At 66.6% G+C, this 12,124-nt stretch carries 12 protein-coding genes; 6 read left to right on the forward strand and 6 right to left on the reverse strand.

Annotated features, from left to right (window positions below):
* The first annotated feature begins 10 nt into the window (after nucleotides 1–10).
* Both IE083_RS07505 and oppF read left to right on the forward strand, forming a co-directional pair.
* Nucleotides 11–1,009 carry an oligopeptide/dipeptide ABC transporter ATP-binding protein gene (locus IE083_RS07505; protein WP_189352989.1) on the forward strand — a complete coding sequence of 333 codons (999 nt, stop codon included), beginning with the start codon at nucleotides 11–13 and terminating at the stop codon, nucleotides 1,007–1,009.
* Nucleotides 1,002–1,988, forward strand: a complete 987-nt coding sequence (gene oppF, locus IE083_RS07510) for a murein tripeptide/oligopeptide ABC transporter ATP binding protein OppF (protein WP_189352990.1) — start codon at nucleotides 1,002–1,004, stop codon at nucleotides 1,986–1,988. The genes IE083_RS07505 and oppF overlap by 8 nt, the downstream gene beginning before the upstream one ends.
* 252 nt (nucleotides 1,989–2,240) lie before the next feature.
* Here oppF and secA read toward each other — a convergent pair whose 3' ends face one another.
* On the reverse strand, nucleotides 2,241–4,949 hold the full coding sequence (gene secA, locus IE083_RS07515) for a preprotein translocase subunit SecA (protein ID WP_189352991.1): 2,709 nt from the start codon (nucleotides 4,947–4,949) through the stop codon (nucleotides 2,241–2,243).
* A gap of 230 nt (nucleotides 4,950–5,179) precedes the next feature.
* Between secA and IE083_RS07520 the strand changes: the two genes are divergently transcribed.
* Entirely contained in the window at nucleotides 5,180–5,608 is a 429-nt protein-coding gene (locus IE083_RS07520) for a DciA family protein (protein WP_047965945.1), read from the forward strand.
* 30 nt (nucleotides 5,609–5,638) lie between these two features.
* Nucleotides 5,639–7,042 carry a DUF3422 family protein gene (locus IE083_RS07525; RefSeq protein WP_229799648.1) on the forward strand — a complete coding sequence of 468 codons (1,404 nt, stop codon included), beginning with the start codon at nucleotides 5,639–5,641 and terminating at the stop codon, nucleotides 7,040–7,042.
* Nucleotides 7,043–7,286: 244 nt separating this feature from the next.
* On the opposite strand, the gene IE083_RS07530 is transcribed toward IE083_RS07525, so the two are convergent.
* Both IE083_RS07530 and IE083_RS07535 read right to left on the reverse strand, forming a co-directional pair.
* Nucleotides 7,287–7,835, reverse strand: a complete 549-nt coding sequence (locus IE083_RS07530) for a YfaZ family outer membrane protein (protein WP_189352992.1) — start codon at nucleotides 7,833–7,835, stop codon at nucleotides 7,287–7,289.
* Between the two features lie 27 nt (nucleotides 7,836–7,862).
* Nucleotides 7,863–8,495 (reverse strand): YceH family protein, encoded by a 633-nt coding sequence (locus IE083_RS07535; protein WP_189352993.1) that lies wholly within the window; start codon nucleotides 8,493–8,495, stop codon nucleotides 7,863–7,865.
* Nucleotides 8,496–8,621: 126 nt separating this feature from the next.
* On the opposite strand from IE083_RS07535, the gene IE083_RS07540 reads away from it, so the two are divergent.
* Nucleotides 8,622–9,386, forward strand: coding sequence for a TlyA family RNA methyltransferase (locus IE083_RS07540; RefSeq protein WP_189352994.1), 765 nt, complete (start codon nucleotides 8,622–8,624; stop codon nucleotides 9,384–9,386).
* Nucleotides 9,387–9,390: 4 nt separating this feature from the next.
* Here the strand turns inward: IE083_RS07540 and IE083_RS07545 are convergent, their stop codons facing one another.
* Nucleotides 9,391–9,876, reverse strand: a complete 486-nt coding sequence (locus IE083_RS07545; RefSeq protein ID WP_189352995.1) for a universal stress protein — start codon at nucleotides 9,874–9,876, stop codon at nucleotides 9,391–9,393.
* A gap of 169 nt (nucleotides 9,877–10,045) precedes the next feature.
* Between IE083_RS07545 and IE083_RS07550 the strand changes: the two genes are divergently transcribed.
* Complete coding sequence (locus IE083_RS07550; RefSeq protein ID WP_189352996.1) at nucleotides 10,046–10,375, forward strand: hypothetical protein; 330 nt, start codon at nucleotides 10,046–10,048, stop codon at nucleotides 10,373–10,375.
* 61 nt (nucleotides 10,376–10,436) lie between these two features.
* Here IE083_RS07550 and IE083_RS07555 read toward each other — a convergent pair whose 3' ends face one another.
* Together IE083_RS07555 and IE083_RS15790 are read right to left on the reverse strand one after the other, a co-directional pair.
* Nucleotides 10,437–11,789 (reverse strand): glutamine synthetase family protein, encoded by a 1,353-nt coding sequence (locus IE083_RS07555; protein WP_189352997.1) that lies wholly within the window; start codon nucleotides 11,787–11,789, stop codon nucleotides 10,437–10,439.
* 48 nt (nucleotides 11,790–11,837) lie between these two features.
* Nucleotides 11,838–12,124 (reverse strand): hypothetical protein (locus tag IE083_RS15790; RefSeq protein ID WP_229799649.1); only part of this gene is annotated, 287 nt, incomplete at its 5' end.

The raw sequence follows: 12,124 nt of genomic DNA on the forward strand, positions 1-12,124 counted from the left end.
GGACTACACCATGAGCCTGTTGCAAGTAAAAAACCTGGGGGTACAGTTCCAGACCCCCGATGGCTACGTGTATGCCGTCAACGGAGTGAACTTCGAACTGGAAAAGGGCCAGACCCTGGGCATCGTCGGCGAATCCGGCTCCGGCAAGAGCCAGAGCGTGCTGGCGATGATGGGCCTCTTGGCCAAGAACGGCAAAGCCAGCGGCGAAGCGCTGTACAACGGCCAGAACCTGCTGACCATGAGCCCGAAACAGCTCAACGGCATCCGCGGCGACCGCGTGTCGATGATCTTCCAGGACCCGATGACCTCGCTGAACCCCTACCTGACGGTAGAGCGCCAGATGACCGAGGTGCTGCAGCTACACAAGAACATGACCCGCCGCGAAGCGAAAAAGCGCGCCATCGAACTGCTGGAAGCGGTACGCATCCCGGAAGCGGCGCGCCGCATCGACATGTACCCGCACGAGTTCTCCGGCGGCATGCGCCAGCGCGTGATGATCGCCATGGCGCTGCTGTGCGAGCCGGAAGTGCTGATCGCCGACGAACCGACCACCGCACTGGACGTGACCGTGCAGGCGCAGATCCTCAGCCTGCTGAAGGACCTGCAGCGCGATTTCGGCACCGCCATCATCATGATCACCCACGACCTGGGCGTGGTGGCCGGGCTGTGCGAAAAAGTGATGGTGATGTACGGCGGCCGGGTAATGGAATACGGCAAGTCCGACGACCTGTTCTACAACCCGACGCACCCGTACACCATCGGCCTGCTGGGTGCGCTGCCGCGGCTGGACCACGATGGCGACACGCTGGTGAGCATTCCCGGCAACCCGCCGAACATGGCACACATGCCCAAGGGTTGCCCGTTCTCCGAACGCTGCGCCCATGCCAATGCGCATTGCGTGGAAGTGTTGCCGGCACTGGAAGCCGCCGGTAACCAAACATCCATGCTGCGTGCCTGTCACAAGTCGGTCGCTGAACTGCAGATCATCAAGGAGAAGGCATATGCCTGAACGCAAGCCCATCCTGTCGGTCCGCGACGTCAAGGTGCACTTCCAGGTGAAGAGCAGCAACGCCTGGCCGTGGACCCCGAAGAAAACCCTGAAGGCGGTCGATGGCGTCAGCTTCGACCTGTACGCCGGTGAAACCCTGGGCGTGGTCGGTGAATCCGGCTGCGGCAAATCCACCCTGGCGCGTGCCATTCTCAATCTGCACCCGGCCAAGTCCGGCGAAATCGTGTGGATGGGCCGTGACCTGCGCCAAGGCACGGACAAAGACTGGCTGGCGGTGCGCCGCGACATCCAGATGATCTTCCAGGATCCGCTGGCGTCGCTGAACCCGCGCATGAACATCGGCCAGATCATCGGCGAGCCGCTGCGCGTGCATCGTCCGGAGCTGTCCGGCACCGAGGTGGACAAGCGCGTGCGCGCGATGATGGCCAAGGTCGGCCTGCGTGAGCAGATGATCAACCGCTACCCACACGAGTTCTCCGGCGGCCAGTGCCAGCGTATCGGCATTGCCCGCGCGCTGATCCTGGAACCCAAGCTGATTATCTGCGACGAGCCGGTATCGGCGCTGGACGTGTCGATCCAGGCGCAGATCATCAACCTGCTGAAGGACCTGCAGCGCGAGATGGGCCTGGCGCTGATCTTCATCGCCCACGACCTGGCGGTGGTGAAGCACATTTCCGACCGCATCCTGGTGATGTATCTGGGCCGCGAGATGGAGCTGGCGGAGAAGCACGCACTGTACGACGCGCCCAGCCACCCGTACACCCGCGCGCTGCTGTCGGCGATTCCGATTCCGGACCCGAAGCTGGAAAAGAACAAGCAGATCCAGATCCTGCAGGGCGACCTGCCCAGCCCGATGAACCCGCCGTCCGGCTGCGTGTTCCGCACCCGCTGCCCGCTGGCAGAGGCGCAGTGCGCCGGCGAGCGGCCGGCGTTGCGCCGCCTGAGCGCCGACACCCAGTCGTCCTGCCTGCTGGCCTGAGGCAAGCTTGCGGCCAGGCGTGCCGACACCGCCCTGTCGTCGCCCCCGCGACGGCAGGGTTTTTTCATGACTGAGGAGATGAGCGGACGCGCGGGCTTGTCCTGTGCCGCAGGCGGGCAAGGTTGGCCGCCAGCGCAATCACGGTGCGCAGTGCGGCCAACCTTGTTTCGTGCGCGCTGACCGCCGGCGCGGCAGCATGAAAAACGCCGCCGTGACGGGATCACGGCGGCGTGGTGAGGGGCTGGCCAGGGTTCAGCTCAGCTGGCCATGGCACTGCTTGTAGCGCTTGCCGCTGCCGCACGGGCAGGCGTCGTTGCGGCCGACGCGCAGGCCCTGGGCCGCCAGCGCGGCGGCGGAGAACGGGTTGTCGTCGCCGGACACCGCCGACGGCAGCTCGTCGTGGTGCAGCTCCATGCCGGAGACCTGGTGCGGGGCCACCGCTTCCACGTCGGCTTCGCTGCGCACCTGCACCGTCATCAGCACGCCGACCACGCTGCGCTTGATGCGGTCCAGCATGCCGGCGAACAGTTCGAACGCCTCGCGCTTGTACTCCTGCTTCGGGTTCTTCTGCGCGTAGCCGCGCAGGTGGATGCCCTGGCGCAGGTGGTCCATGGCGGCGAGGTGTTCGCGCCAGTTGTTGTCCAGCATCTGCAGCACCAGACCGTGCTCGAACTGGCGCATCGCCGCTTCGCCGGCCTGGCCGACCTTTTCCTGGTAGGCGGCCGCGGCCAGTTCCACGATGCGCTGCTTGATGTCCGGAATATCCAGCGTCGGCTGCTCCTGGATCCACTGCGCCACCGGCGCGGCGAGCAGGAATTCGCTTTCCAGCGCCTTTCCCAGGCCCGGCAGGTCCCACTGTTCTTCCATCGATTCCGGCGGCATGTACTGGTCGACGAGGTCGGACAGCACGTCGTCGCGCATGTTGCTGACGATGGCGGACACGTCCTGGTCTTCCAGGATCTCGTTGCGCTGCTGGTAGATCACCTTGCGCTGGTCGTTGGCGACGTCGTCGTACTCCAGCAGCTGCTTGCGGATGTCGAAGTTGCGGCCTTCCACCTTGCGCTGCGCGTTCTCGATGGAGCGGGTCACCCAGGCGTGCTCGATGGCCTCGCCGTCCGGCATCTTCAGCTTGTCCATGATCATCGCGACGCGTTCGCCGGCGAAGATGCGCAGCAGCGGGTCTTCCAGCGACAGGTAGAAGCGGCTGGAGCCGGGGTCGCCCTGGCGGCCGGCACGGCCGCGCAGCTGGTTGTCGATACGGCGCGATTCGTGGCGTTCGGTACCGATGATGTGCAGGCCGCCGGCGGCCAGCACCTGTTCGTGGCGCTGTTTCCAGTCGGCGCGGATGGCGTCGATGCGCGCGGCCTTGTCGGCGTCGGACAGCGACTCGTCGGCTTCCACCGCCTTGATTTCCGGCTCCGGATTGCCGCCGAGCACGATGTCGGTACCGCGGCCGGCCATGTTGGTGGCGACGGTGATCACGCCGGGACGGCCGGCCTGCACGATGATGTCGGCTTCACGCGCGTGTTCCTTGGCGTTGAGCACGTTGTGAACCAGGCCGGCGTCGCCGAGCAGCTTGGCGACGATTTCCGAGTTCTCGATGCTGGTGGTGCCGACCAGTACCGGCTGGCCGCGTTGCTGGCAGTCGCGGATGTCGGCGAGGATGGCCGCGTACTTCTCGCGGCTGGAGCGGTAGATCTTGTCCTGGCTGTCCATGCGCACCATTGGGCGGTTGGTCGGGATCACCACCGTCTCCAGGCCGTAGATGCTCTGGAATTCGAAGGCCTCGGTATCGGCGGTCCCGGTCATGCCGGACAGCTTGCCGTACAGGCGGAAGTAGTTCTGGAAGGTGATCGACGCCAGCGTCTGGTTCTCGCGGTTGATCTGCACGCCTTCCTTGGCTTCCACCGCCTGGTGCAGGCCGTCGGACCAGCGGCGGCCGGACATCAGGCGGCCGGTGAATTCGTCGACGATGATCACCTCGCCGTCCTGCACCACGTAGTGCTGGTCGCGCATGAACAGCGCGTGCGCCTTCAGCGCGGCGCCGAGGTGGTGCATCAGCGAGATGTTGGCCGCCGAGTACAGGCTGTCGCCGTCCTGCAGCAGGCCCATCTCGGCCATGATCTGTTCCGCGCGCTCGTGGCCGGCTTCGGACAAGAGCACGCTGTGCGCCTTCTCGTCCACCCAGTAGTCGCCGTCGCCGTCTTCGGTTTCCTGCTTCTGCAGGCGCGGCGGTACCTGGTTGATCAGCTGGTACATGGCGACGTTGTCGTCGGCCGGGCCGGAGATGATCAGCGGCGTGCGCGCCTCGTCGATCAGGATGGAGTCCACCTCGTCGACCACGGCGAAGTTGAGCCGGCGCTGCACCTTCTCGCCCAGCGAGAACACCATGTTGTCGCGCAGGTAGTCGAAGCCGAATTCGTTGTTGGTGCCGTAGGTGATGTCGCTGGCGTAGGCGGCCTTCTTGGCGTCGTGCGGCATCTGGCTGAGGTTGACGCCGACCGACAGGCCGAGGAAGTTGTACAGCCGGACCATGATGCCGGCATCGCGGCTGGCCAGGTAGTCGTTGACGGTGATCACGTGCACGCCGTTGCCGGACAGTGCGTTCAGGTATACCGGCAGGGTGCCGACCAAGGTCTTGCCCTCGCCGGTACGCATCTCGGCGATCTTGCCCTGGTGCAGCACCATGCCGCCGATCAGCTGCACGTCGAAGTGGCGCATGTTCAGCACGCGGCGGGAGGCTTCGCGGCAGACGGCGAACGCCTCCGGCAGCAGCGCGTCCAGCGTTTCGCCCTTGGCATGGCGCTCCCGGAATTCGGTGGTCTTGGCCGCCAGCGCTGCGTCGGACAGCGCGGTCATGGTGCTTTCCATGGCGTTGATGCGCGCCACAACCTGTCGGTATTCCTTCAGCAGGCGTTCGTTGCGGCTGCCGAATACTTTCTTAAGGAGCGTCGAAATCATTGTCTGAACATCCAGCGGCCAGCGGGCCGAAAAAAATGGCTTAAAGTGTAGCACACGAACAAGCGGCATAGATGGGGCCGCTTCTGCGCGCAAGATACATGACGATGAATTGCATGCCGCCTGCCCGCCGTTGCGGCCAACCTTGCACCCGCCGCATCGCGCTGAGGATGGCAGGGCGGGCGGGGCGGTTTGGCGCTAAACTGCGCTTATCCCTTTTGTCCGATCCGATCATGAGCAGCCTGCATCTCACCGCCTTCAGCCGCCGCGACAAGCAGCTGGCCGACCTGACCGCCGCCGCCCACGCCATCCTGGCGCTGGACCGTGCGTTCAAGCGCCTGCTGCCGGGGCAGCTCGGCCAGTTCTGCCAGGTGGCCTGCGTGCGCGACGGCGAACTGGTGGTCTATGCCCACAACAGCACCGTGGCCGCGCGGCTGAAGCTACTCGGCAACAGCCTGCTGGCGCCGCTGCAGCGCCAGGGCCACCCGCTGCGCAGCCTGCGCGTCAAGGTGCTGCCGACACCGCCCAAACTGCGCAAGCCGAAATCCTTTGCCCTGTCCGAGGCCGGCGTCAGCGCCTTCGACGACGCCGCGCGCCAGATCCGCAACCCGGTGGTGCGCGAGGCGATGCTGGCACTGTTGGCCCACCACAAGCCGCGCTGAGAACGCGCCGGGTGCTCGGCATCGGCGGCTGTGGTTTTCCCGGGCGATTACCGTGCCGCCATCGCCGGCACGCTGGCGAAGACCGGTGTCGCCGTTTATGCTGCGGTGCAGATGCCGACAGAGCATCCTCAACCGGACATTGCCCAGATCATGACAACCCTCACCAGCCACCCGTTGCGACGGGTGCTCAATGACGAAGCCCATGCCCGCCCCCCGGTCGCCATTGCGTCGCCGGCGCGGCTTTCCACGCTGACGCTGCTGTTCGGCGACGACGACACCGCGCAGCGCGCCGCCTTCGTCGAGCTGTTCCACCGCCTTGGCCTGCCGCTGCCCGATCCGCGCAGCGCGCACCATACCGGCATCGCCGGCGACCTCACCGTGCGCTGGGCGCTGCATACCGAATTCGTGCGCTACACCTTCATCCTGTCCGGCGACTGCGTCGACCCGTTCGAGCGCACCGCGCTGGACCGGCTGCCGAAGGACTGGCTGGCCAGCCTGCCCGGCGAGCTGATGGTGGCGATCCACGCCGTGCTGCTGCCGGCGTCGCAGGAGGCGCCGGCCAGCGAGATCTCGCAGCGCTGGTTCGGCGGCCACGACCTGATCGGCGCCGAGATCGGCGACAACAACGGCGTCGCCTACACCGACCTGCGCCTGCACCCGGACGCGCGGCTGAGCGAAGGCTTCAGCCGCTACGTGGTGATCGACCGCAACATGGGGCCGTCGCAGTCCGGACGCATGTTGCAGCGCCTGTTCGAGATCGAGACCTACCGCCTGCTGGCGCTGCTGGCGCTGCCGGAGGCGAAGCGGCAGGCACCGGAATTGAGCCGCCTCGGCACCCAGCTGCGCAGCGTCACCCAGCGCATGGCGGAGCAGAGCGACACCGACGCGCTGCTGCTGGACGAGCTGACCGATCTGGCGGCGCAGGGCGAACAGCTGATCGCCGAGAGCCAGTACCGCTTCGCCGCCGCGCGCGCCTACTACAAGCTGGTGGAGCGGCGCATCACCGAGCTGCGCGAGAGCCGGCTGCCGGGGCTGCAGCCGTTCCGCGAATTCATGGAGCGGCGGCTGGTGCCGGCGATGGAGACCTGTGACACCGCCGCCCGCCGCCAGGAACGGCTGATGACGCGGCTGCAGCGCAGCACCGCCTTGCTGCGCACGCGGGTGGAGGTGATGCACGAGGCGCAGAACCGCGCGCTCTTGGCGAGCATGAACAAGCGCGCCGCGCTGCAGCTGCGCTTGCAGGAAACGGTGGAAGGGCTGTCGGTGGGGGTGCTGACCTACTACGCGATCGGCCTGCTGTCCTATCTGTTCAAGGCCGGCAAGGCGCTGGGCGCGCCGATCAATGCCGAGCTGGCCACCGGGCTGTCGGTGCCGCTGGTGGCGCTGGCGGTGTGGTGGGGCATGCGGCGGCTGAAGCGCACCGTGCTGCACTGAGTCATCATCCTGGTGGCCAATGCGCCAAGGTTGGCCGCAACGCAAACCGGCCCGACAGCGTGTGCTGTCGGGCCGGTTTGTCATCGGGTGCTGAGAACCTGTTCACGATCTCGCGCGCTCACGCGAGACAAGGCGAAAACGGCTGAGGAAGCGGAGTTGACATGGGGTAAATGAGCATTCCGAAGCCGTACTCACCGTGTAACGTTTCACGACGCGCAGCAGATCGTGAGCACGTTCTGAGCGATCAGAATGCGACGCTGACCCCGGCGTAGGCGCCGTCGGCGATGCTGCGGTCGCGCTGGCTGTCGTTGCGCTTGATCTCGAACACGCGGTAGCCGGCCTCGACGCCGACCAGCTTCAGCGGGCTCCAGCGCAGGCCGACCATGCTGTCGCTGACCGATTTCACGCTGCCGCTGGCGGCCGACGACGGCGCGTAGAAGCCCTGCGCGAACAGCTCGGTGCTGGCCGGCAGGTCGATGGTCAGGCGGCCGCCGACCATGGCGGCGCTGGCGTAGCCGTCCGATTCCAGATAAGCCAGCTTGCCACCCAGATCCAGACGCAGCAGCGCCGGTACCGGCAGGCCGAACAGCACGCCGACGGCGCTGGCCTGCGGCTTGTCGTCCTGCGGCGCGGCCTTGCGCGCCACGATGTGGTCGATGCTGATGCCGGGGCCGAGGCCGGTCGGCATGCGGGTGAGGAAGTCGTAGTCACTGCCGCGGGCGAGGGTGGTGTCGCCGGCAACGGCGGACAGCGGCAGGCAGGCGGCAAGGGCCAGCAGGGCAGGTTTCAGCATGATGTTCTCCGGGAAAGGGAGACGATGTTACGCCTGTCCGGTGCCGCCTTCCAGCTCGGTGACGCGCTGCAGCAGGCTGGCGACAGTCTGTTCCAGCGCGCTGACCCGTTCGGCGAGACTGTCGTCGCTGGCGCTCGCCGTCGCAGGGGCGGCGGCCACGGCCACCGGATGCAGAGTGTGCACCCAGCGCGCCTCGCGTTCGCCCGGCTGCCGTGGCAGCTTCAGCACCAGCGGCGGGTACTTGTCGGCCAGCGCATTCAGCGCGGTATCGACTTCCTCGACGCTGCCGAAGCTGTACAGGCGTCCGGAACGGGTGCGCAGCTCGGCCGCGGTCTGTGCGCCGCGCAGCATCAGCAGCGCCAGTGCGGCCAACCTGGCGCCGTCGATATTCCACGCGTAGTTGAGGCGGTGTTCGTACTTGGCGACGCGGCTGCCGGCCGGCAGCCGTTCGTTGACCAGCTTGGCGGCGAGCAGGCTGTCCAGCGTGGCGCTGAGATCGGCCTCGCTCAGCTGCAGCACCGGCTCGCGGCTGGTCAGCTGGTTGCAGGCGGCCAGCAGTGCGTTGAGGGTCAGCGGATAGCTGTCCGGGGTCAGCGCCTGTTTCTCGATCAGCGCGCCGAGGACGCGTACCGCGTGCGGTTCCAGTGTCAGGGTGTCCATTTTGTTCTCCTTGTGGCCATGGCTGCGGCCATCATCGCATCTTATGGTGGCACTGCGGCAGTCTTGACAGTCCGCGGCGCATTGCGCACCCTTGCCGCCCGATAGCCTGTTTGTGGAGCGCGCCTGATGCAACGTGTTGATTTGTTACTGGTCGAACTGGGTCTGGCGCCATCGCGCACCGCGGCGCAGGCGCTGATCGCCGCCGGGCGGGTCAGTGTCGACGACGGCGGCCAGTGGCGCGACATCGGCAAGGCCAGCCAGAAGCTGCCGGCCGACAGCCGCTTCGTGATCGTGCCGGACGAGGCCGACCGCTATGTGTCGCGCGGCGGGCTGAAGATGGCTGGGGCGTTGGCGCAGGCCGGTTTGCAGATCGACGGCTGGACGGCGCTGGATGTCGGGCAGTCCACCGGCGGTTTTTCCGATTGCCTGCTGCAGGCCGGTGCACGGCGGGTGGTGGGGGTCGATGTCGGCCACGACCAGCTGGCGCCAAGGTTGGCCGCCGATCCGCGCATCGTCGCCTTCGAGGGCGTCAACGCCCGCGCGCTGGACCACGCGGCGCTGCTGGCCGCCAACGACGGCGCAGCGTTCGACCTGATGGTGTGCGACGTATCGTTCATCTCGCTGGTGCTGGTGTACCCGTCGGCGCTGCCGCTGATCCGGCCGGGCGGCTACCTGCTGAGCCTGGTCAAGCCGCAGTTCGAGGTTGGCCGCGAAGGGCTGGGCCATGGCGGTATCGTGCGCGACGCGCAGCTGTACGGTGGGGTGGAGCAGAAGATCAATGCCCTGGTGGCCGAGCTGGGCTTCCGGCGCCTGGCCTGGTTCGACAGCCCGATCAAGGGCGGCGACGGCAACCGCGAGTTTTTCATCTTCGCGCAGCGCCATCCCGCCTGAGCGCTCAGCCTATGCTCGGCAGCGGGTTGTCGTCGTCTTCCGGATTGCGTACCACCAGCAACGGCAGCGTGGTCTTGCGCATGATTTCCTCGGCAAAGCTGCCCATCAGCAGGTGGCGCCAGCCGCGATGGCCGTGGGTGCCGATCACCAGCAGGTCGCTGGCGATCTGGGTGGCGCAGTCGACCAGCACCTGCGACATGCTGCTGCCGCCTTCCGGCGCCTCCAGCAGGAAGCTGTCCGCCTGGCTTACCCCCATCTGCCGCGCGTAGTCGGCGGCTTCGTCGAGGATGGCCTGGCCGCGGCCGCGTGCCTCCGCCTGCAGTGCGCCGCTGTCGAGCAGGCCGACGCTTTCGATGGCGAAATCGTGCAGCGATACCACATGCACCAAGGACAGGCGGGCCTTGCCGGCGGCGGCAAGACGGACCGCCTCGATCAGGGCCGGGCGGGCGTTATGGCTGCCGTCGAGGGCAACCGTCAGATGCTGGTACATGCGTTTCTCCTTTGCGGATGAGGGCGTCTGGGCCAGGGCGGCAGTGTAGCGCGCTGGGGCCGGCTGATGCGTAAGGGGCGAGCCCTCATGTCATTTATAGGTGTTTTCACGTATAGGTTTGCCGATGGTTGCGGGTTAACATTTCGCCACCAATTCAGGAGGATATGCCGTGTTCGCTTGGTTCGCTCTCTCTGCCCTGCTGTTGTTTGCGGTCCTGTACTGGCTGTTTTTTGTCGGCCCGGCGCGACAGCGTGCCCGGACCGCCGCCCGTGCCGGTGCGGCGCGCCGCGTGGTATATGCACAGACACAGGCACTGCAGCAGGATGTCTGTCTTACCGATCCGGCCTATGGTGTCTTGCTGCGCCTGGCACATGGCGACCGGCAGAAGGTCGAATCCTGGATCATCGAAGTGCAGCGCAAGATGCCGGGCCATTCGCGCAGCGAGGCCATCGCCTTGCTGGCCGAGCGTGCAGCGGCACCGCAGGCCGCCACGGCGTAAGAACCTGTTCAAATCAGCACAGGCCACGGCATTGCCGTGGCCTGTGTCATTGCCGCCGCCGTCAGGCCAGTAGCGACAGGTAGCGGCGCTCCCACGGTGTGATCTCGCCGTGAAAATGCTGCAATTCCACTTCCTTCACCGCGGCATAGGCCAGGCTGAATGCCTCGCCGAACAGGCGGCTGACGCTGTCGGCACCCTGCATCGCCGCCAGCGCCGCATCCAGCGTATTGGGCAGCAGCTCGCTGTCCGCCTGCTTGAACACGTTGCCCTGCGCTGGCGCGCTTGGCTGCAGGCTGTCCTCGATGCCGAGCAGGCCGGCGCCGAGGCTGGCCGCCAGCGACAGGTAGGGGTTGGCGTCGCAGCCGGGCAGGCGGTTTTCCACCCGCCGCGCCTCCGGGCCGCCCTGCGGGATGCGCAGCCCGACCGAGCGGTTGTCCAGCCCCCACGACACGTTGACCGGTGCCGCCAGCCCCTTGACGAAGCGGCGGTAGGAGTTGGGACTCGGGCAGAACATTGGCATCAGCTTGGGCAGATGGGTCTGCAGGCCGGCGATGAAGTGGTGGAACAGCGCGCTCTCATTGCCGTGGCGGTCGCTGAACACATTGCTGCCGTCGTGGCCGACCAGGCTCTGGTGCAGGTGCATCGAGCTGCCCGGCTGGCCGGCCAGCGGCTTGGCCATGCACACCACGTTGAGGCCGTGACGGTTGCCGGTTTCCTTAAGCAGGGTCTTGAACAAAAAGGTCTGGTCGGCCAGCGCCAGCGCGTCGCCGTGCTTGAGATTGATCTCGAACTGGCTGGGGCCCATCTCGTGCACCCAGGTATCGGTGGCGATGCCGAGCAGCTCGCAGCCGCGGTAGACGTCGTCGAAGAACGCCTCCAGATCGTTGAGGGTGGTAAAGCTGAACGAGTCGAAACCGAGCTCGCGCCGGCCGCTGCGCAGCGGCGGTGCCTGGAACGGCTGCGCCGGATCAGGGTTGGCCGCAAAGATGTAGAACTCCAGCTCCGGTGCCACCACCGGCTGCAGCCCGCGCGCGGCGTAGCCGGCCAGCACCCGCTTCAGCGCCGAGCGTGGCGCGAACGGGGTCAGCGCGCCATCCAGATCGACACAGTCGCACAGCACCAGCGCGCGCGGCGTACTGGCCCACGGCACCGGGCGCAGCGTGGACAGGTCCGGGCGCAGCGTGGCGTCGGGGTCGTTCTCGCCGTAGAAGCGGTAGTCGGGGAATTCGCCGACGCAGCTCTGGATCGCCACCGCGCGCGCGATGCGCAGCGTCTGGCCGCCGATGAAGGCCTCGCGCGGCAGCGTCTTGCCGCGGGCAAAACCGCTGACATCGGCAAAGCACAGCTCCACGTCACGGCAGCCGCGCTCGCGCAGCCACTGGCTCTGTTCGGTATTGGGTATGACTGGGTGCATGCACGGCTCCTGAACGGGATGGCGGGGCGCAAGCGCGGTGCCAACGGGTCAGACGATTATGCCTGTGCCGCCATACAGGGCAAGTATTTTGTTCCGCTTGGCGGTACGTTGTTTCAATAAATGGAAATAAACTGTGCATTGCTGCCAAAAACGGGGTTTGCCCTGCCGGGCAGCCTGTGGTGCGCCACTTTCACTGTCACGGCATGACGGCACGTGCAATGGTGCACAATCTGTCCACCGCAGACTGTGGATAAACGGGGCGGGCACCGGCGTGGGCGATAGAGTCCACGGAAGTGGTGTAAATGCAGACAGATGGTAGGAGGCCATCGACGAAC

Source organism: Vogesella fluminis (assembly GCF_014652335.1).
In the GTDB taxonomy this organism is placed as follows: domain Bacteria; phylum Pseudomonadota; class Gammaproteobacteria; order Burkholderiales; family Chromobacteriaceae; genus Vogesella; species Vogesella fluminis.